This is a genomic window from Streptomyces sp. NPDC048462, from assembly GCF_043200175.1.
Lineage (GTDB): Bacteria > Actinomycetota > Actinomycetes > Streptomycetales > Streptomycetaceae > Streptomyces.
The window spans coordinates 89,875-110,315 of record NZ_JBICXG010000022.1 but is presented as its reverse complement, the minus strand read 5'-3'; the positions used below and the strand labels follow the sequence as shown (position 1 = coordinate 110,315).

18 protein-coding genes are annotated in these 20,441 nt (G+C 70.8%); 13 read left to right on the top strand and 5 right to left on the bottom strand.

Features of this window, described 5'->3' with window-relative positions; translation table 11 throughout:
• The first annotated feature begins 67 nt into the window (after positions 1–67).
• The 8 genes from recG (at position 68) to mutM (ending at position 7,527) form a co-directional block, all read left to right on the top strand.
• A complete protein-coding gene (gene recG / locus ACGFU6_RS29695; protein WP_393615350.1) occupies positions 68–2,278 on the top strand; it encodes an ATP-dependent DNA helicase RecG in 2,211 nt (736 codons plus the stop codon).
• A 109-nt stretch (positions 2,279–2,387) separates the two neighbouring features.
• Positions 2,388–2,972 carry a 16S rRNA (guanine(966)-N(2))-methyltransferase RsmD gene (gene rsmD / locus ACGFU6_RS29690; protein ID WP_393615349.1) on the top strand — a complete coding sequence of 195 codons (585 nt, stop codon included), beginning with the start codon at positions 2,388–2,390 and terminating at the stop codon, positions 2,970–2,972.
• 26 nt (positions 2,973–2,998) lie between these two features.
• Positions 2,999–3,478: a pantetheine-phosphate adenylyltransferase gene (gene coaD, locus ACGFU6_RS29685; protein WP_393615389.1), complete on the top strand. Its 480-nt coding sequence runs from the start codon at positions 2,999–3,001 to the stop codon at positions 3,476–3,478.
• A 98-nt stretch (positions 3,479–3,576) separates the two neighbouring features.
• The gene (locus ACGFU6_RS29680; RefSeq protein ID WP_393615347.1) at positions 3,577–4,710 is read left to right on the top strand and encodes a cell division initiation protein; all 1,134 of its coding nucleotides are present in this window, start codon (positions 3,577–3,579) and stop codon (positions 4,708–4,710) included.
• A 236-nt stretch (positions 4,711–4,946) separates the two neighbouring features.
• The gene (locus ACGFU6_RS29675) at positions 4,947–5,555 is read left to right on the top strand and encodes a YceD family protein (protein ID WP_393615387.1); all 609 of its coding nucleotides are present in this window, start codon (positions 4,947–4,949) and stop codon (positions 5,553–5,555) included.
• A 2-nt stretch (positions 5,556–5,557) separates the two neighbouring features.
• Positions 5,558–5,731, top strand: a complete 174-nt coding sequence (gene rpmF / locus ACGFU6_RS29670; protein ID WP_003965982.1) for a 50S ribosomal protein L32 — start codon at positions 5,558–5,560, stop codon at positions 5,729–5,731.
• Between the two features lie 19 nt (positions 5,732–5,750).
• Positions 5,751–6,578, top strand: coding sequence for a ribonuclease III (gene rnc / locus ACGFU6_RS29665; RefSeq protein ID WP_123523300.1), 828 nt, complete (start codon positions 5,751–5,753; stop codon positions 6,576–6,578).
• 88 nt (positions 6,579–6,666) lie between these two features.
• Positions 6,667–7,527, top strand: a complete 861-nt coding sequence (mutM, locus tag ACGFU6_RS29660; RefSeq protein WP_393615346.1) for a bifunctional DNA-formamidopyrimidine glycosylase/DNA-(apurinic or apyrimidinic site) lyase — start codon at positions 6,667–6,669, stop codon at positions 7,525–7,527.
• Between the two features lie 43 nt (positions 7,528–7,570).
• Here mutM and ACGFU6_RS29655 read toward each other — a convergent pair whose 3' ends face one another.
• The gene (locus ACGFU6_RS29655; RefSeq protein ID WP_393615344.1) at positions 7,571–7,993 is read right to left on the bottom strand and encodes a winged helix-turn-helix transcriptional regulator; all 423 of its coding nucleotides are present in this window, start codon (positions 7,991–7,993) and stop codon (positions 7,571–7,573) included.
• Between the two features lie 120 nt (positions 7,994–8,113).
• Positions 8,114–9,091, bottom strand: coding sequence for a CAP domain-containing protein (locus tag ACGFU6_RS29650; protein WP_393615342.1), 978 nt, complete (start codon positions 9,089–9,091; stop codon positions 8,114–8,116).
• Between the two features lie 145 nt (positions 9,092–9,236).
• Between ACGFU6_RS29650 and ACGFU6_RS29645 the strand changes: the two genes are divergently transcribed.
• From ACGFU6_RS29645 to ACGFU6_RS29630, 4 genes are all read left to right on the top strand, one after another.
• Positions 9,237–9,518, top strand: a complete 282-nt coding sequence (locus ACGFU6_RS29645; protein WP_073739083.1) for an acylphosphatase — start codon at positions 9,237–9,239, stop codon at positions 9,516–9,518.
• A 438-nt stretch (positions 9,519–9,956) separates the two neighbouring features.
• On the top strand, positions 9,957–10,169 hold the full coding sequence (locus ACGFU6_RS29640) for a hypothetical protein (protein WP_024494492.1): 213 nt from the start codon (positions 9,957–9,959) through the stop codon (positions 10,167–10,169).
• Between the two features lie 354 nt (positions 10,170–10,523).
• Positions 10,524–14,345 (top strand): AAA family ATPase, encoded by a 3,822-nt coding sequence (locus tag ACGFU6_RS29635; RefSeq protein ID WP_393615340.1) that lies wholly within the window; start codon positions 10,524–10,526, stop codon positions 14,343–14,345.
• Between the two features lie 143 nt (positions 14,346–14,488).
• Positions 14,489–15,907 (top strand): sugar porter family MFS transporter, encoded by a 1,419-nt coding sequence (locus tag ACGFU6_RS29630; RefSeq protein WP_393615338.1) that lies wholly within the window; start codon positions 14,489–14,491, stop codon positions 15,905–15,907.
• 32 nt (positions 15,908–15,939) lie between these two features.
• Here ACGFU6_RS29630 and ACGFU6_RS29625 read toward each other — a convergent pair whose 3' ends face one another.
• The 3 genes from ACGFU6_RS29625 to ACGFU6_RS29615 form a co-directional block, all read right to left on the bottom strand.
• A complete protein-coding gene (locus ACGFU6_RS29625) occupies positions 15,940–16,905 on the bottom strand; it encodes an LLM class flavin-dependent oxidoreductase (RefSeq protein ID WP_393615336.1) in 966 nt (321 codons plus the stop codon).
• Between the two features lie 57 nt (positions 16,906–16,962).
• A complete protein-coding gene (locus tag ACGFU6_RS29620) occupies positions 16,963–18,354 on the bottom strand; it encodes a purine-cytosine permease family protein (RefSeq protein ID WP_393615335.1) in 1,392 nt (463 codons plus the stop codon).
• A 97-nt stretch (positions 18,355–18,451) separates the two neighbouring features.
• Entirely contained in the window at positions 18,452–18,997 is a 546-nt protein-coding gene (locus ACGFU6_RS29615; RefSeq protein WP_393615333.1) for a helix-turn-helix domain-containing protein, read from the bottom strand.
• 53 nt (positions 18,998–19,050) lie between these two features.
• On the opposite strand from ACGFU6_RS29615, the gene ACGFU6_RS29610 reads away from it, so the two are divergent.
• Entirely contained in the window at positions 19,051–20,325 is a 1,275-nt protein-coding gene (locus ACGFU6_RS29610; RefSeq protein ID WP_393615332.1) for an alpha/beta hydrolase family protein, read from the top strand.
• The last annotated feature ends 116 nt before the right edge of the window (positions 20,326–20,441 follow it).

Below are 20,441 nucleotides of genomic sequence, written 5' to 3'. Positions count from 1 at the left end.
ATTCCGGCCACGAGATTCCCGGGCTCCGGTGGTGCCCCTCGGACAACTGTCAGTGGCGTGGTGTGCAATGGATCGCGTGTCTGCGTTCGACGAACCCCTCAAGAAGCTGCTCGGCGGCGCCACCGCGAAGGTGATGGCCGAACACCTCGACCTGCACACGGTCGGTGATCTGCTGCACCACTACCCGCGGCGGTACGAGGAGCGCGGCCGCCTCACGGCGCTGACCGACCTCCCGCTGGACGAGCACGTGACGGTCGTCGCCCAGGTCTCGGACGCACGCGTGATGGCGTTCAACGGCGGCCGAGGCAAGCGCCTCGAAGTCACCCTCACCGACGGCCACGGACGGCTCCAGCTGGTCTTCTTCGGCCACGGCGTCCACAAGCCGCACAAGGAGCTGCTGCCTGGCCGGCGCGCCATGTTCGCCGGCAAGGTCTCCGTCTTCAACCGCAAGATGCAGCTGGCCCACCCCACCTACCAGCTCCTGGACGCCGAGCTCACCGACGAGGCCGGGGCGAGTGAGGCCGTGGACGCCTTCGCCGGCAAGCTGCTCCCGATCTACCCGGCCTGCAAGCAGCTCGACTCCTGGCGGATCGCCAAAGCGGTCGACGCGGTGCTGCCCAGCGCCCAGGAGGCCGTCGACCCGCTGCCGCCCGCACTGCGCGAGGGCCGGGGCTTCACCGCGCTGCCCGAGGCGCTGCTGAAGATCCACCGCCCGCAGACCAAGGCCGACGTCGCGGCGGCCAGGGACCGGCTCAAATGGGACGAGGCCTTCGTCCTCCAGGTCGCCCTGGCCCGCCGCAGGTACGCGGACACCCAGTTGCCGGCCGTCGCCCGCCGCCCGGTGCCCGGCGGACTCCTCGACGCCTTCGACGCCAAGCTGCCCTTCACCCTCACCGACGGCCAGCTCAAGGTCTCCAGGGAGATCTTCGACGACCTGGCGACCGAGCACCCGATGCACCGGCTGCTCCAGGGCGAGGTCGGATCGGGAAAGACGATGGTCGCGCTGCGCGCCATGCTCACCACCGTGGACGCCGGCGGACAGGCCGCCATGCTCGCGCCCACCGAAGTCCTCGCCCAGCAGCACCACCGGTCCATCACCGAGATGATGGGCGAACTCGCCGAGGGCGGAATGCTGGGCGGCGCCGAGCTGGGCACCAAGGTGGTCCTGCTCACCGGCTCCATGGGCATGCCCGCCCGCCGCCAGGCACTCCTGGACCTGGTCACGGGCGAGGCCGGGATCGTCATCGGCACCCACGCGCTGATCGAGGACAAGGTCAAGTTCCACGAGCTGGGGCTGGTCGTCGTCGACGAGCAGCACCGCTTCGGGGTCGAGCAGCGCGACGCCCTTCGATCCAAGGGAAAGCAGCCGCCGCACCTGCTCGTCATGACCGCCACCCCCATTCCCCGTACGGTCGCCATGACCGTCTTCGGAGACCTGGAGACCTCCGTCCTGGACCAGCTGCCGGCCGGCCGTTCCCCGATCGCCAGCCACGTCGTCCCCGCCAAGGACAAGCCGCACTTCCTCAGCCGCGCCTGGGAACGGGTCCGCGAAGAGGTGGAGAACGGGCACCAGGCGTACGTGGTCTGCCCCCGGATCGGTGACGACGAGGACGAGGCGGCCGCGAAGAAGGGGAAGAAGGCGGCCGAGGAGGATGGGGAGAAGCGCCCGCCGCTGGCCGTGCTGGAGATCGCGGAGCAGCTCGCCAAGGGCCCGCTGACCGGTCTGCGCGTCGAGGTGCTGCACGGCAGGATGCACCCCGACGAGAAGGACGACGTGATGCGCCGCTTCGCCGCCGGCCAGGCCGACGTCCTGGTGGCCACGACGGTCATCGAGGTCGGGGTCAACGTCCCCAACGCCACCGCGATGGTGATCATGGACGCCGACCGGTTCGGCGTCTCCCAGCTCCACCAGCTCCGCGGCCGGGTCGGCCGGGGCTCCGCCCCCGGGCTCTGCCTGCTGGTCAGCGAGGCCCACGAGGCGAGCCCCGCCCGCGGCCGGCTCGCCGCCGTCGCCGCCACCCTCGACGGCTTCGAACTGTCCCGGATCGACCTGGAGGAGCGCCGCGAGGGCGACGTCCTCGGCCAGGCCCAGTCCGGCGTCCGCTCCTCGCTGCGGGTCCTCAGTGTCATCGACGACGAGGAGGTCATCGCCGCCGCCCGCGCGGAGGCCGTCGAGGTCGTCGCCGCCGACCCGGAGCTGGAACACCTGCCCGAGCTGCGCCTCGTACTCGACGCGCTGCTCGACAAGGACCGCGAGGAGTACCTCGACAAGGGGTGAGGACGGGGGTGTCCGCCCCGGGGAGCCCCGGCCGCGCCGACGCCATATCGTGGGTGGCACGGCGCCCGCAGCACCCTGCGCGCCGCCCCGACCCGAGGATCAGACACCCATGACCCGCGTGATCGCCGGCTCGGCCGGCGGACGCCGCCTGGCCGTCCCGCCCGGTACCGGCACCCGCCCCACCTCCGACCGCGCGCGCGAGGGCCTGTTCTCCACCTGGCAGGCGCTCCTCGGCACCCTCGACGGCATCCGGATCGCCGATCTCTACGCGGGCTCCGGCGCGGTCGGCCTCGAAGCGCTCTCCCGGGGAGCGGCCCACGCCCTGCTCGTCGAGGCCGACGCCAAGGCGGTCCGCACCGTCCGGGACAACGTCCGCACCCTGGGCCTGCCCGGCGCCGAGGTCCGGGCGGGCAAAGCCGAGCAGATCGTGACAGGACCGGCGCCGGCGCAGCCGTACGACGTGATCTTCCTGGATCCTCCGTACGCCGTCACCGACGACGATCTTGGCGAGATACTGGTCACACTCCGTTCCCAGGGGTGGCTCTCCGGCGATGCGCTCGTCACCGTGGAGCGCAGCACCAGAGGCGGAGAATTCAGCTGGCCCAAGGGATTCGAGCCACTGCGGGCCCGTCGCTACGGCGAGGGAACGCTTTGGTACGGTCGCGCCGCCGCTACGTGCGAAGACGCACGATGACCGGACCGGAGAGCGAGGGAATCAAGTTGCGCCGCGCCGTCTGCCCGGGGTCGTTCGACCCCATCACCAATGGACATCTCGACATCATCGGCCGCGCCTCGAAGCTGTACGACGTCGTACATGTCGCGGTGATGATCAACCAGTCCAAGAAGGGTCTGTTCACGGTCGACGAGCGGATCGACATGATCCGCCGGGTCACCGCGGACTTCGGCAACGTGCAGGTCGAGTCCTTCCACGGACTGCTGGTCGACTTCTGCAAGCAGCGCGACATCCCGGCGATCGTGAAGGGTCTGCGGGCCGTCAGCGACTTCGACTACGAGCTCCAGATGGCCCAGATGAACAACGGGCTCTCGGGCGTCGAAACGCTCTTCGTGCCGACCAACCCGACCTACAGTTTCCTGTCGTCCTCCCTGGTCAAGGAGGTGGCGACCTGGGGCGGAGACGTCTCGCACTTGCTGCCCCCGCTGGTCCGGGAGGCCCTGACCGAACGCCTCGCTCAGCAGTGAGGCGCTGACAGTCCGTCACCAGGTGTCGGGCGGGAGCCGACTGGCCTTACAGTCGTTCCGTCCGTCTCCAATCGGCAGTAGAGAGTGGCGAGCACACGGTGGACGTGCAGAAGAAGCTCGACGAGATCGTCGAAGCGGTCGGGAGCGCCCGGTCGATGCCCATGTCGGCGTCCTGCGTGGTCAACCGCGCCGACCTGCTCGCGATGCTCGAAGAGGTGCGCGAGGCCCTGCCCGGCTCGCTCGCACAGGCCGCCGAGCTGATCGGCGGCCACGAGCAGCTGGTCCAGCAGGCCCGGCAGGAGGCGGGCCGGATCATCGAGACCGCCCACGCCGAGCGCGGCTCGCTGGTCTCGGACACCGAGATCGCCCGGCGCTCCCAGGCCGAGGCCGACCGGATCCTCGGTGAGGCCCGCAAGGACGCCGACGAGATCCGCGCCGAGGCCGACGAGTACGTCGACAGCAAGCTCGCCAACTTCGAGGTCGTCCTCACCAAGACCATCGGCTCCGTCGACCGCGGCCGCGAGAAGCTCCTCGGCCGGGGCCAGGGCTTCGACGAGCAGGGCTACGAGGACCCGGACTTCGCCGAGGCCCCCGAGCGCAGTACCGACCCGGCCACGCTCCAGCGCCGGGCCGACGAGTACGTGGACACCAAGCTCGGCGCCTTCGAGGCGGTGCTCGCCAAGACCCTGGAGGCGGTGGGCCGGGGCCGGCAGAAGCTGCACGGCCGGGTCGCCACCGACGACCTCGGCGCGCACATGGCCGCCCAGGACGCCGCGGGCGGCCAGGGCCACACCAGCGACGAGGACCACTGGGCGGGACTGGCCGAGATCGCCACCCCGCAGCCGCAGCAGGTGCCCCGGCAGGCCGATCCGCAGTACCCGGAGCAGGGCGATCCGCAGTACCCGGTGCAGCCGGAGTCCCAGTACCCCGTGCAGCCGGAGCCCCAGTACGCGCAGACCTACGCGTACCAGGACCAGCCCCAGCAGGACGTGTACGGCTACCAGCAGCAGCCGGACCCCTACGCTGGGTACCAGCAGCAGGGCTACGACCAGAACCAGGTCCCGTTGCCCGCCCAGGGCTACGACACCTCCTGGCAGCAGCAGCAGCAGCCCGCCCAGGCGCAGCAGCAGCCCCTCCAGCAGCACGGTGAGGGCGCTCTGGACGAGACCAGCCTGTTCGACACCAGCATGATCGACCTGGACCAGCTCCGCCGGTACGAACAGGAGCGCTGACCGGCGGGGGCCCTTGATCCGGCGCCGGATCGGACGCCGGGTCGTGCGGGGTGAAGGCCGGATTGGGAGCTGGGCGGCGCGTCAAGTATCCTGGTTCTTCGGTCGCGCGTATGTCCGCGATCCAGGCTGCCCGCTTCGACTCCGGAGCCGGTCGGCCCTTCCCCACCACGCGTGATGCGCATGATTCGAAAGCAGGAAAAGCCCTGAACGGCCACCTCGACCACCGAAACCCTCTCGTGTTCGATACGCACGAGCTGGGTCGGCGTCCGGGTGCCATGAAGCGGCTGACCCGCCCGGTGGACGCCCCCAAGGACTTCGGTATCGACGGAGTCGTCGGTGTGCCGGAAGGCGCACCCGTGGAGCTGGAGGTCCGCCTCGAATCGGTCATGGAAGGTGTGCTTGTCACAGGCACCGCCCGTGCATCGGCCGAGGGGGAGTGCGTAAGGTGTCTGGAGCCGCTGAGCCTTGAGGTCGAGGCGGACTTCCAGGAGATGTTCTCGTACCCTGACGCCGATGACCGGAACCGCAGCAAGACGGCGGACCCGGTCGACGACGCCGAGGACGACGAGGACAGGTTCTTCCTCGAGGACGGCTTGTTCGACCTCGAGTCAGTGCTGCGTGATGCGGTGGTGCTCGCACTGCCGATGCAGCCGGTGTGCCGGGAGACCTGCGCCGGTCTGTGCTCCGAATGCGGAGTCAGGCTGGACGAGAACCCCGGTCACCACCACGAAGCCCTCGACATCCGTTGGGCGGCATTGCAAGGACTCGCCGAGACCGTTCAGGACGGCGAGAAGGACAACATGGGCGGCGCCGAACCTGGCGTCGACGAGAAGCAGGAGAAGTAGCCGTGGCTGTTCCGAAGCGGAAGATGTCGCGCAGCAACACGCGCCACCGCCGGTCGCAGTGGAAGGCTGCGGTCCCCACCCTGGTTTCGTGCGAGCGTTGCCAGGAGCCGAAGCTGCAGCACATCGCGTGCCCCAGCTGCGGCACGTACAACAAGCGCCAGGTCCTCGAGGTCTGAGCGGCTGGTGAGAGGCCCGATGTCTGAGTTGTCCCACGCCAAGAAGCAGGCAGACAACGTCAACACAGCCTCGTCCCACACGCTTCTGGAAGGGCGGCTCGGGTACCACCTCGAGTCCGCCCTTCTGGTGCGTGCGCTGACCCACCGTTCGTACGCGTACGAGAACGGCGGTCTGCCCACCAACGAGCGGCTGGAGTTCCTCGGGGACTCGGTGCTCGGCCTGGTGGTCACGGACACGCTGTACCGCACTCACCCCGACCTGCCTGAAGGCCAGCTGGCCAAATTGCGGGCCGCGGTGGTCAACTCGCGTGCGCTTGCGGAAGTGGGCCGCGGCCTCGAACTCGGCTCCTTCATCCGGCTCGGCCGCGGTGAAGAGGGCACGGGTGGCCGGGACAAGGCGTCCATCCTCGCCGACACCCTTGAAGCGGTGCTCGGCGCGGTCTATCTCGATCAGGGCCTCGGCGCGGCCTCGGAGCTGGTTCACCGGCTCTTCGACCCGCTGATCGACAGGTCCTCCAACCTCGGCGCCGGCCTGGACTGGAAGACCAGTCTCCAGGAGCTCACCGCGAGCGAGAGCCTCGGCGTGCCCGAGTACCTCGTCACGGAGACCGGCCCGGACCACGAGAAGACCTTTACTGCTGCCGCTCGCGTCGGTGGTGTCTCGTACGGCACCGGCACCGGCCGTAGCAAGAAGGAAGCGGAGCAACAGGCGGCGGAATCCGCCTGGCGCGAGATCAGCGCCGCCGCGGAGGCGCGGGAAGCTGTGGCCGACAAGGCCGCCGCCGACGGAGGGGCCGCCGACACCCCTGCCGACCCGCCGCCGTCCACGGACGTCGCTCCGGCCTGACCCGAGACCCCTCGGTGCCCTGTGCACCGGGGGGTTCTCTCTGTCCGGACGTCAGATCCGGATCCTTTCCAGATACAGGAGCGACACCGTGCCCGAGCTGCCCGAGGTCGAAGTCGTACGGCGCGGTCTCCAGCGCTGGGTGACCGGGCGCACGGTCGGTGAGGTCGAGGTACTGCACCCGCGTGCGGTCCGCCGCCATCTCGCGGGGGGCGTGGACTTCGCCGCCCGGCTCGGCGGCACCCGGTTCGGGCCGGCGATGCGCCGGGGCAAGTACCTGTGGGTGCCGCTGGACGACACGGCCGGCTCGCTCCTCGGCCACCTCGGCATGAGCGGTCAGCTGCTCGTGCAGCCGCAGGACGCCGCCGACGAGAAGCACCTGCGGATCAGGATCCGGTTCGACGACTCGATCGGCACCGAACTCCGCTTCGTCGACCAGCGGACCTTCGGCGGCCTCTCGCTCCACGACAACAACCCCGAGGGCGTGCCCGACACCATCGCGCACATCGCCCGCGATCCGCTGGACCCGGAGTTCGACGACGCCGCGTTCCACACCGCGCTGCGACTGCGCCGCACCACGGTCAAGCGCGCCCTGCTCGACCAGTCGCTGATCAGCGGTGTCGGCAACATCTACGCGGACGAGGCGCTGTGGCGCGCGAAGCTGCACTACGACCGGCCGACCGCGACCCTGACCCGCCCCAAGTCGGCCGAGCTGCTCGGTCACGTCCGCGATGTGATGAACGCGGCACTGGAACAGGGCGGCACCAGCTTCGACAGCCTCTACGTCAACGTGAACGGCGAGTCGGGCTATTTCGACCGGTCGCTCGACGCCTACGGGCGCGAGGACGAGCCGTGCCACCGCTGCGGTACGCCGATGAGGCGCCGCGCCTGGATGAACCGGTCCAGTTACTTCTGCCCCCGCTGCCAGCGCCCGCCGCGCGCCGCCGGCTGAGAACCCGGCCCGGCACGGCAGAAGCCGTCGGGCGAGGCCAGTCCTACCTGGACGCCTGGGCCGCGTGGGTCTCGTCGTAACGTTCGCGGGCCGTCATGACCTCGGACATCCGGTTCTCGACGAGGCCGATCAGCGCGAGCAGCCGCTCGGCGACCTGCCGCCCGAGAGGCGTGAGCTCGTAGTCGACACGGGGCGGGTTGGTCGGCTGCGCCTCGCGGTGCACCAGCCCGTCCCGCTCCAGCGCGTGCAGCGTCTGGGAGAGCATCTTCTCGCTGACCCCGTCGACCCGGCGGCGCAGCGCGTTGAAGCGGAGGCTGCCCTCGTACAGCGCGCCGAGCGTCAGGCTTCCCCAGCGGCCGGTGGCGTGCTCCAGCGTGGCGCGTGAGGGGCACCGTTTGGAGAACACGTCGAAAAGCCACTCGTCGCCCGGACAGTCGTCCGTCCCGCTGCCGCCGTTCTCGTCCATGGAAACCAGCGTACGCCCGCACAGCGCTCTCCATGGGATCGCGCAATCCATGGGTGAGCGGGTGGGGCGTACGAGGTCGGTGCGGGTGGTGATGCGGGCGGGTGTCCGGGCGGGCAGACCTCAGAAGCCGAAGTCCTGGGTCCACCAGGGACCGCCGGCGCCGAAGTGGACACCCACGCCGAGCGTCTTGTAGTCGCAGTTGAGAATGTTCGCGCGGTGGCCGTCGCTGTCCATCCAGGCAGCCATCACGGCTTGCGCGTCGGCCTGGCCGCGGGCGATGTTCTCGCCGCCGAGCCCGTCCACGCCGGCCTTGGCGGCACGGTCCCAGGGGGTCTTGCCGTCGGGGTCGGTGTGGTCGAAGAAGCCGCGGGCCGCCATGTCGTCGCTGAAGTCCTGGGCCAGCGAGGTCAGCGGACCGCTCGCCGTGACCGGGCTGCAGCCCACCTTGGCGCGCTCCTGGTTGACCAGGGAGAGCACGGCGGCCTGGGCCGAGGTACCGGCCGGCGGAGCCGTGGTCCGGGGGGCGGCCGGTGCGGAGGTCGAGGGGGCCGGAGCCGACTTGGAGGGGCTCGCGGGCGCGGTGGCGCTCTTCGTGGCGCGGGCCGCCGGGGCCTTGGAGGCGGAGGCCTTCCGGGACGGCTCCGTCTTCGCGGCCTCGGTCTTCTCCGCTGCCTTCTTCCCGGCTTCCTTCGCGGGTCCGGACGGACTGGAAGGGGAGGAGGAGGGCTTGCCGTCCGCGGAGGGGCTCGACTTAGTCGGACCGTCGGCGCGGCCGGTGCCCCGGCTGGCCGTGTCGGAGACGGTTCCCCGGTCGGCCGGCGGGGTCGTGGAGCCGCCCTGGGTCAGCAGGTCCGGGGCGCCCTGGGAGCGGACCTGGTCGGCGGCCGAACCGCCGCTCAGGTAGTTGTCCCCACCGGGCACCAGACCGGAGGCGACGGCGACGGCCCCGACGGCCATGGCCGCCGAGACACCGAGCAGTCCTGTACGCACCGGCAGACCCGACCGCTTCCTGCGGCGCTCTCCCCGGCTCTGGCCCGCGTCCCGTTCCGCGGTTGCTTCAGCGGTGGGAGCTGCGGCGGAGCGTCGATGGCGTCCCATCTGCTGTGCCCTTCTGACGACCTGGACGCCGTTTTCGACGCCACCATGGCTCACCCGATCGAGTGAAGCTTTTGCGAGGGGACTGTACGCCATGGGCTTTCGCCGAGAAGTGCTCCGAGTGCAATTGGGCAGTTAGCGTTCGGGCATGAACGAAGATGTACGGCTCACCGCCTGGGTACGCGGCCGAGTACAGCAAGTAGGGTTTCGCTGGTTCACCAGGGCAAACGCTCTGGAGATCGGAGACCTCACCGGATTCGCCCTCAATCTCGACGACGGCAGGGTGCAGGTGGTGGCCGAGGGACGGCGTGAGAATTGCCACCGTCTGCTGGATTGGCTGCGTTCGGACGACACACCCGGCCGCGTTGACGGAGTCACTGAGATCTGGGACACCCCGAGGGGCGGATACGAGGGGTTCGCGATCCGTTGATCCGGTGCTCGCGGGGGCGCGGAAGAAGTCCCGTGTTCGGGCTGTGTTCGAGGTGCCGCGCGGGGTGACGGCGAGGGCCGTCGTTGTCCGTACACATGAAATGACCTGCGGAATGACCCGGTGGTTGCCAAGGATCGGTTGCCGTGCGAGGCTGCGGCGAGAAGGATGATCTCCGTGCCCCTGAGGGCCCCGCAGGAGAGTCGCGCCGCATGATCGCCAGGCCGCGCGCCCCCGGGACGCCCTTCTATACGGGGTGTGATCGTGTTGACCGTCAAACTTTTTGGTGAGACGCTGAAAACCCCGCGCACCTTAGCTGTTCGGCAGAGCTGTTTGGCAGCAGAACAGCAGTGAACACAGAGCACTGCCGAGCACCGCGGGTGCGATTCCCTCACGACCCACACCGCATCGGTCGGTCACTCAGTGTGGAGGACCATCCTCATGGCAAAGGCGCTTCTCGGTTACGTCGGCGGTTCCGACCCGCGACTCCTCGCCGAGATGCGACGGCTCCAGCAGCGCGTCCAGGATCTTGAATCCGAGATCGTACGGATTCAGGACGAGAACGACGCGCTCAACGCCGCCGCTCAGCACCAAGAGTCGCTGCTCGACAGCATCGACATCGACGTACCTCAGGCGGAGCCGGCGCTGACCTGACCCCATGGCCCCAGGGCCGGTCGGGCTGCACGCGTCAGCCGCACGGATTTCTCGCCGGATCGTCACCGGATCATTGAAGATCGATTGCGCCTGATCATCGCTTGCTCATCGAACGCGTTTGATCTGCGTCTTCATCTGCATGTCATTGATCCGGCACGCGCGTCTCCACGGAGACGCCCGGATCCGTCGACTTAACAATGCACAAGATTTACCGGGGACGCTTCGGCGTCCCTTCTTTCTTTTCCCCTCCGAACCGCGCCCGTCCCGCCCCGGACGTACACCCCTTCCCTTACCGTCTGATGTGCCCTGCACCTTCATCAGCGAAACCGAGAGCGAAAGGTAGAGTCCGGCGGCGTGCACCTCAAGGCCCTGACCCTGCGTGGTTTCAAATCGTTCGCCTCCGCCACGACCCTGCGGTTCGAACCCGGGATCACCTGCGTGGTCGGTCCCAATGGGTCGGGCAAGTCCAATGTGGTGGACGCGCTTTCCTGGGTCATGGGGGAGCAGGGTGCCAAATCCCTGCGTGGCGGCAAGATGGAGGACGTGATCTTCGCCGGTACCACCGGGCGGCCCCCGCTCGGCAGGGCGGAGGTGTCACTGACCATCGACAACTCCGACGGCGCGCTGCCCATCGAGTACGCCGAAGTGACGATCACTCGGATCATGTTCCGTAATGGCGGCAGCGAGTACCAGATCAATGGCGACACCTGCCGGCTGCTGGACATCCAGGAACTCCTCTCGGACTCCGGCATCGGCCGCGAGATGCATGTCATCGTCGGCCAGGGCCAGCTGGACTCAGTGCTCCACGCCGATCCGATGGGGCGCCGGGCGTTCATCGAGGAGGCCGCGGGCGTACTGAAGCACCGCAAGCGCAAGGAGAAGGCGCTGCGGAAGCTGGACGCGATGGGGGCGAACCTGGCCAGGGTCCAGGACCTCACCGACGAACTGCGGCGACAGCTGAAGCCGCTCGGCCGGCAGGCGGCGGTCGCCCGCCGCGCCGCCGTCATCCAGGCCGATCTGCGCGACGCCCGGCTGCGGTTGCTCGCGGACGACCTGGTCCGGCTGCACACCGCGCTGCGCGGCGAGATCGCCGACGAGGCGGCCCTGAAACAGCGGCGGGAGACGGCCGAGGCGGAGCTCAAGGCGGCGCTGGGGCGTGAGGCCGAACTCGAGGACGAGGTACGTCGGCTCACGCCGAGGCTCCAGCGCGCCCAGCAGACCTGGTACGAGCTGTCGCAGCTGGCCGAACGGGTGCGCGGCACGATCTCGCTGGCCGACGCCCGGGTGAAGAGCGCCACCGCCCCGCCGGAGGAGGAGCGGCGCGGCCGCGACCCGGAGGACATGGAGCGCGAGGCCGCCCGGATCCGCGAGCAGGAGGCCGAGCTGACCGCCGCGCTGGAGGCCGCCGAACACGCGCTGGAGGACACCGCATCCCACCGGTCCGAGCTGGAGAGGGAGTTGGCGGCCGAGGAGCGCCGCCTCAAGGACGCCGCCCGCGCCCTGGCGGACCGCCGCGAAGGACTCGCCCGGCTCAGCGGCCAGGTCAACGCGGCCCGCAGCCGGGCCGGTTCGGCACAGTCGGAGATCGACCGGCTGGCCGCCTCGCGCGACGAGGCGCGGGAGCGGGCGGTCGCCGCTCAGGAGGAGTACGAGCAGCTCAAGGCGGAGGTCGACGGCCTGGACGCCGGCGACGCCGAGCTCGGTGAGCGGCACGAGGCCGCCCGGAGCGAGCTGAAGGAGGCGGAGGCCTCGCTCTCCGCCGCCCGGGAGGCCGCCACCGCCGCCGAACGCAAGCGCGCCGCCGTCGCGGCCCGCCATGACGCGCTGGCCCTCGGGCTGCGCCGCAAGGACGGTACGGGGGTGCTGCTCGGTGCCCGGGACCGGCTGACCGGCCTGCTCGGACCGGCCGCGGAACTGCTCACGGTGGCCCCGGGCCACGAGGTCGCGGTGGCCGCCGCACTGGGCGCGGCGGCGGACGCGGTGGCGGTGACGGACCCGGCCACGGCGGCCGAGGCGATCCGGCTGCTGCGGAAACTGGACGCGGGCCGGGCCGCGCTGCTGCTGGGCGGCGGCGGGGCAGGCGCTCACGTACCCGGGCAGAGCACGGAGGCGGACCCCGCGCCCGCAGCTTTCCCCCGTGGGGAGGCGGACCACGCGGCCGCGGTTTTCGCCCAGGGCGAGACGGATCCCGCGCCCCGGGGCGAGACGGATGCCGCGCTCCGGGGCGAGGCGGACCCCGCGCCCCGGGGCGAGACCGTTCACGTCCCGGGCCAGGGGGCGGAGCGGCTTCCGGTGCTGCGGGGCGCGGCCGGAACCGGAACGGCTCCGGCCGGCCGGCCCGCCGCGCCCGTCCCCGACGGCCTGCGGAACCCCGCTGTCGCCGACCTCGTCACCGGTCCCGTCGAACTGGTGGCCGCGGTGCGCAGGCTGGTGCGGGACATGGTGGTCGTCGGAACGCTGGAGGACGCCGAGGACCTGGTCGCCGCCCGCCCGGAGCTGACGGCGGTGACCGGCGAGGGGGACGTGCTCTCGGCGCACTTCGCGCACGGCGGTTCCGCCGGTGCGCCCAGCCTCCTCGAAGTCCAGGCGTCCGTGGACGAGGCAGCCGCCGAGCTGGCCGACCTGGCGGTGCGGTGCACGGAGCTCGCCGAGGCGCAGCAGCTCGCCGCCCAGCGGCGCTCCACCGTCTCGGCGCTCGTCGAGGAGCTGGGGGAGCGGCGCCGGGCCGCCGAGCGGGAGAAGTCCGGGGTGGCCCAGCAGCTCGGTCGGCTGGCCGGCCAGGCACGGGGCGCGGCCGGTGAGGCCGACCGGATGGCCGCCTCCGCCGCCCGGGCGCAGGAGGCGCTGGAGCGCGCGACCCAGGACGCGGAGGAGCTCGCCGAGCGGCTGCTCGTCGCCGAGGAGGCCGCGCAGGACGGCGGGGACGAGGAGCCGGACAGCGCGGTCCGCGACCGGCTCGCCGCCGACGGTGCCAACGCCCGCCAGACCGAGATGGAGGCCCGCCTCCAGGTCCGTACTCACGAGGAACGCGTCAAGGCGCTGGCCGGCCGCGCCGACTCCCTGGACCGGGGCGCCCGTGCGGAGCGGGAGGCGCGGGCCCGCGTCGAGCAGCGCAGGGCGCGGCTGCGCCATGAGGCCGAGGTGGCCTCCGCCGTGGCGTCCGGCGCCCGTCAGCTGCTGGCCCACGTCGAGGTGTCCGTCGTACGGGCGGAGCAGGAGCGGGTCGCCGCGGAGGCCTCCAAGGCCGAGCGGGAACGGGAGCTGGCGGCGGAGCGCGTGCGGGGCCGGGCGCTCAAGGACGAGCTGGACAAGCTGACCGACTCGGTCCATCGGGGCGAGGTGCTCGGGGCCGAGAAGCGGCTGCGGATAGAGCAGCTGGAGGCGAAGGCCCTGGAGGAGCTGGGCGTGGAGCCGGCCGGGCTGGCCGCCGAGTACGGGCCCGACCAGCTCGTGCCACCGTCCCCGGCCGCGGAGGGCGAGGAACTGCCCGAGGACCCGGAGCATCCGCGCAACCAGCCGAAGCCGTTCGTCAGGGCCGAGCAGGAGAAGCGGCTGAAGTCGGCCGAACGGGCGTACCAGCAACTCGGGAAGGTGAATCCGCTCGCCCTCGAGGAGTTCTCCGCGCTGGAGGAGCGGCACAAGTTCCTCTCCGAGCAGTTGGAGGACCTGAAGAAGACCCGGGCCGATCTGATGCAGGTCATCAAGGAGGTCGACGAGCGCGTCGAGCAGGTCTTCACCGAGGCCTACCGGGACACCGCCCGCGAGTTCGAGGGCGTCTTCTCGCGTCTCTTCCCGGGCGGTGAGGGCCGGCTCATCCTGACCGATCCGGACAACATGCTCACGACCGGTGTGGACGTCGAGGCGCGCCCGCCGGGGAAGAAGGTGAAGCGGCTGTCGCTGCTGTCCGGCGGTGAACGGTCGCTGACGGCAGTGGCGTTGCTCGTCTCGATCTTCAAGGCCAGGCCGAGCCCGTTCTATGTGATGGACGAGGTCGAGGCAGCGCTCGACGACACCAACCTCCAGCGGCTGATCCGGATCATGGTGGAACTCCAGGAGAGCTCCCAGCTCATCGTGATCACGCACCAGAAGCGCACGATGGAAGTCGCCGACGCGCTCTACGGCGTCTCGATGCAGGGCGACGGCGTCTCCAAGGTGATCAGCCAGCGGCTGCGCTGAGCCCTCTTCAGGCCGCGAAAAGCGGGCAGGTGTTCCCGGTGACGACGCGTTCACCTCCAAGTGGTGGCGGCGGTGAACGTATGCGCCACTGGGAACAGCTCGCCCCCCACGCCTGCGTCTGCGGCCAGGCACCAGGAGTTCACGTGACCAGCACATCGCAGGGACCAGAGTCCGGAGCCAGAGCGGCCCACCCGGACCACCTCGGCCATGTCATCTTCATCACGGCAGCCGCTGCGATGGGCGGTTTCCTCTTCGGTTACGACAGTTCCGTGATCAACGGGGCCGTCGAGGCGATCCGCAGCCGGTACGACATCGGCTCCGGCACGCTGGCCCAGGTCATCGCGATCGCCCTGATCGGCTGTGCGATCGGCGCGGCCACCGCGGGCCGTATCGCCGACCGGATCGGCCGTATCCGATGCATGCAGATCTCCTCGGTCCTGTTCACCATCAGCGCCGTCGGATCGGCGCTCCCGTTCGCGCTCTGGGACCTGGCGATGTGGCGCATCATCGGCGGCTTCGCCATCGGCATGGCCTCGGTGATCGGCCCGGCGTACATCGCGGAGGTCTCGCCGCCCGCCTACCGAGGCCGTCTCGGCTCCTTCCAGCAGGCGGCGATCGTCATCGGCATCGCCATCTCCCAGCTGGTCAACTACGGCATCCTGCAGATCGCCGACGGCGACCAGCGCGGCAAGATCGGCGGCCTGGAAGCCTGGCAGTGGATGCTCGGCGTGATGGTCGTGCCCGCCGTTCTGTACGGGGTGCTGTCCTTCGCGATCCCCGAGTCGCCCCGGTACCTGATCTCGGTCGGCAAGAAGGAGCGGGCCCGCCAGATCCTGGCGGAGGTCGAGAGCAAGGGGGTCGACCTCGACGCCCGGGTGGCCGAGATCGAGACCGCGATGCACCGCGAGCACAAGTCGACCTTCAAGGATCTGCTGGGCAGCCGCTTCGGCTTCCTGCCCATCGTCTGGGTCGGTATCGGCCTGTCGGTCTTCCAGCAGCTCGTCGGCATCAACGTCGCGTTCTACTACTCGGCGACGCTGTGGCAGTCCGTCGGCATCGACCCGACCGACTCGTTCTTCTACTCCTTCACCACGTCGATCATCAACATCATCGGTACGGTGATCGCGATGGTCCTGGTGGACCGGGTGGGCCGTCGCCCGCTGGCTCTGGTCGGCTCCTGCGGTATGGCCGTCGCGCTCGCCTTCGAGGCCTGGGCCTTCTCCGCCAACCTGGTCGACGGCAAGCTGCCCAACACCCAGGGCGTGGTCGCGCTCGTCGCCGCCCACGTCTTCGTGCTGTTCTTCGCCCTGTCGTGGGGTGTGGTGGTCTGGGTCTTCCTCGGTGAGATGTTCCCGAACCGGATCCGTGCCGCCGCCCTCGGTGTCGCCGCGTCCGCGCAGTGGATCGCCAACTGGGCGATCACCGCGAGCTTCCCGAGCCTGGCCGACTGGAACCTGTCGGGCACGTACATCATCTACGCCTGCTTCGCGACGCTCTCGATCCCCTTCGTCATCAAGTTCGTCAAGGAGACCAAGGGCAAGGCCCTGGAGGAGATGGGCTGACCCGCGCGGCTCGGGCCGTGCGGCCGGTTCCGTCAGCCGCCGGTCGCCTCGCAGAACAGCCGCAGACTGCGCCACCCCTCCTCGACCGGCATCCCGCCGCACAGCGGATGCAGCACCAGGCTGTCCAGCTCCCGGCCCAGTTCCGCGCAGGCCTGAGGGGTGACGATCCGGTAGACGCCCTCCTCGCGCAGCTCCGCCACCGTCGTGGCCGCCGAACGGACGGCCGAGCGGATGTCCTTGGACTGCCAGGAGGCGTACGTACGGGCCTCGTGCAGGAAGTGCTCCCCGTACTCGGCCCAGGTCCGGTCCGGGTCCTCGGACACGTGCAGCAACGGCGTCTCGGCCGCCGGCATCATGCAGAAGCCCTCGGTGCCGTGCTCCGCGCGCTGCTCCTGGTAGTACGCCTCCAGCTCCGGCAGATGCGCGCTCGGGAACAGCGGCAGCCCCAGCCGCGCCGCCCGCCGCGCCGCCGCCCGGGAGCTGCCGCCGACCAGCAGCAGCGGGTGCGGCCGGGTGAACGGGCGGGGCGTCACCGTGACCGTGCGGCCCCGGAACTCGAACGGCTCCCCGGTCCACGCCAGCAGCAGCGTCTCCAGCAGCTCGTCCTGGATCCGGCCGCGCCTGCCCCACTCGACGCCCGCCCGCTCGTACTCCTCGGGCCGGTAGCCGATCCCCGCGACCGTGACCAGCCGGCCCGCGCTCAGCAGGTCGAGCACCGCGATGTCCTCCGCCAGCCGCAACGGGTCGTGCAGCGGCCCGATCACCGCGGAGACCGTGACGGCGATCCGGCCGGTGGCCCCGAAGACGGCCCCCGCGAAGGTGAAGGGCGAGGGCAGCCAGGAGTTGGCGGCGCCGTGGTGCTCCTCGGTCTGTACGGTGTCGACGCCGTGCTCGTCGGCGTACGCGGCCATGTCCAGGGCCGCGCGGTAGCGGGCCGAGAGCGACGCGGGCGTGGCGGCTGGATCGACGAGGTTGAACCTGACGACTGTGAAGGCCATGACACTGTCCCCTTCGCCGGGCGGGCTGGGCGAGGCCGGACAGTAGCTGACGCAGCGTCAGAAGTGTAGGGGTCTGCCGTGCCGCCCCGCGCCGGGGCGCGGCAGCGCCGCGTACAGGACGCCGGAGACGAGGACGGTGATCGCCCAGCCGAGCCCGTTGCGCCCGGCCCAGGTGGCGGCGAGCGGTCCGCTGAACCACTCCACGCCGGTGAACAGCAGCCCGGCCGCCAGGCCCGTGGCCCAGGCCGCCAGAGCCGGCCACGCGAAGCCGCCCGTGTACCAGTAGGCACTGCTCGGGGTGGTGTCCATGAGCGCCGCCGGATCGTAGGCGCGCCCCCTCAGCCGGTCCATGCCGAAGACGCCGAGCCAGGCCGAGAACGTCACCGCCAGCAGGTTCAGAAAGGAGACGAAGGAATCGATGAAACTGCTCGCCACCAGCATCAGCAGCGCTCCCAGGAACAGGCTGATCGCGGCATTCGCCCCGACCGCCCAGGCGCGCGGGACACGGAACCCCAGCGTCTGTGCGGTGAATCCCGCCGAATACATCGACATGGCATTGATCAGCACCATGCCGAGCACGGCGACGAACAGATACGGCACCGAGAGCCAGTCCGGCAGTGACGCGCCGATGAAGGAGACCGGATCCCGGGTGGCGGCCAGTCCCGGCGTACCGACCGCCATCACCGCCCCCATCATCACCATCGGCAGGGACACGACTGCCGCGCCGCCCACGGTCGCCGCGACCACCGCCCGGCCGGACACGGTGCGCGGCAGGTAGCGGGCGAAGTCCGGGCCGGCGGGGGCCCAGCTGATGCCGCCGGCGGCCAGAGTGCCAATGCCCGCGACCACCACCGGCGCCGGTCCGGCCGGCTGGTCCAGAACGGCCCGCCATGGCGTCGTACCGGCCAGATGCACCAGTACGAGGACGCTGAATCCGCCGAAGAGGCACGCGGACCAGGTCGAGCACACCCGCAGTGCCCGTGCCCCCAGCCCCGACAGCAGGAAACCCGCCGCCACGAACGCCGTCAGCGTCACCATGATCAGGGCCGTGGTGCTCCGGACCCCGAAGAGCAGATCGAGCACGGCCAGCACGGCGTACGCACCGGTGACCGCGTTCACCGTCTCCCAGCCCCAGCGGGCGACCCAGATCAGCGCACCGGGCGCCAGATTCCCTCGCTGCCCGAAGACGGCCCGGGAGAGCGCCATGCCGGGGGCGCCGCCGGACTTCCCCGCGACGGAGACCAGCCCGACCATGCCGTACGAGAGGACGGGGGCGGCCGTCGCGACGATCAGCACCTGCCAGAGGTTCAGCGCGTCGAAGACGACGAGGCCCGCACCCAGGGTGAGCAGCAGCACGGTCGTGTTGGCGGCGGCCCAGGTGGGGAAGAGACTCCGGGCCCGGCCGGTGCGCTCGCCGTCGGGCACGGGTTCCAGGCCACGGGTCTCCACGGGCGGAATCGTACCTTTACCGGCATACCGCCTATATCGATCAGGCGAATCCAGAGGTTCCGCACCCGCGGCCCGGCGCACTCCCGGCCGGTGCCGGTCAGGAGGAAGGGTCTTCTCGCTGTTCGGCCGGGAACAGGATCGGGCTGAGGAGGTAGCGGGCGCGTTCCGGCGCGGGTTCGTTGGCGAGGAGCGGGGTGATGGCCGCCCGCATCGCGCTGATCAGCCCGGTGAGTTCGTCCTCGCTGAGCCAGATCGCGTGTTGCCGGTAGCCGACGAGGTCGTCCACCGGATCGCTGCCGTCGCGGTCCAGGTAGGCGCCGAACTCCGCGACCAGGGTGGCCATGGCGGCGGCGAATGCCCGCTCGTGGTCCCGCGGGGTGAGCGCACGCGCGGTCTCCGCGTCGATACCCGCACGATCGTGCCGTAGCCGGTACCGGCGTTCGACCGCACCGCGCACGCGCCGCTCGTCGGCGACGTCGAGTACGCCGCCCGAGGCGAGCAGGTCGACGTGCCGGTAGACCGTCGCCTTGGACACATCCGGGATCAGCGCACACAGCTGCCCGGTGGTGAGGATTCGCCCGCCGCGCAGCGCGTGGACGACGCGGAGGCGTATGGGGTGCGCCAGGAGCTCCAGGGTGTCCATGCCCCAATATTCTCATGCGTGCTACCTTTCTCGAAATTTGAGAAAGGTGAGGGATGCGGACATCGGAGGAGACCGCGGTACGGGTGGTCGAGTGCGCGCGTGCCGGCCGTTTCGAGGAGATCGCGGCACTGTTCGCGCCGCCCCTGCGGGCCGCGCTGACGGCAGGGGCGCTCCAGGCGGCCTGGCTTGCCCACACCGCGGCCGCCGGTCCGGTCACCGGACTCGGTGAACCGTCGAGCGAACCTTTGCGGCCGGACCTGATCCGCGTCGGCGTCCCCGTGGCGTGCGAGCGGGGACGGTTCACCGTTGTCATGTCGGTCGACTCCGTCGGTCTGCTGAACGGGCTGCGCCTCGCACCCCCCTCCGACCCCTGGACGCCGCCTCCCTACGCGAATCCGGACGCCTTCGAGGAGCACGAGGTCACGGTCGGATCCGGTGCTCTCGCCGTGGCCGGCACCGTCACCGTTCCGCGCGGCAGCGGCCCGTGGCCCGGAGTCGTGCTGCTGAGCGGCGGAGGACCGTTCGACCGGGACGGGACCAGCGGACCGAACAAACCGCTCAAGGATCTCGCCTGGGGCCTGGCGAGCCGGGGCGTGGCGGTGCTGCGCCACGACAAGGTGACCTTCACCCACGCGGCCGAGGTGGCTGCCGCGGACGACTTCACGATGACGCGCGAGTACGTCCCCCATGCCGTCACCGCCGCCCGTCTGCTCCGGGCCGAGCCGGCCGTCGACCCCGGCCGGGTGTTCGTCGCTGGGCACAGCATGGGCGGCAAGGTCGCTCCACGGGTCGCCGAGGCCGATCCGTCCCTCGCGGGTGTCGTGATCCTGGCGGGGGACGCGGAGCCCATGCACCGCGCCGCTGTCCGGGTCGTGCGCCACCTCGCGACGCTCGACCCCGGCCCGCACTCCGACGCGGCCGTCGCGCAGATCCTCCGCCAGGCCGCGACCATCGAGACCTCCCTGTCCCTCCGCACGCCCCGGGCGGACCTGCTCTTCGGGCTTCCCGCCGCGTACTGGCTCGACCTGCTCTCCTACGATCCGGTCGCCACCGCCGCCGCCCTGGACCGTCCGCTGTTGATCCTCCAGGGCGGTCGGGACTACCAAGTCACCGTCGAGCACGACCTGTCCCTCTGGCGTGCGGGGCTGGCCAACCGCCCGGACGTCACCATCCGGATCCACGAAGCCGACGACCACCTCTTCTTCCCGGGGACCGGTCCGTCGACGCCCGCCGGATACCTGGCCGCCCAGCACGTGGACGTGGCTGTCGTCAGGGACGTCGCGGCGTGGCTGTGCGCGCGGGCCCGTGCTGAACCGGAATCTCCATAGGCTCGCGCGGTCCCTCTCGACCGGCCGGGAGACGCAATGCGCGGGCGACTGCCCCGGACGGGCGCAAGGGGCCCGTGATTTCCCGTACGCGCACGGTCACGGCTTCGTACCTTCTG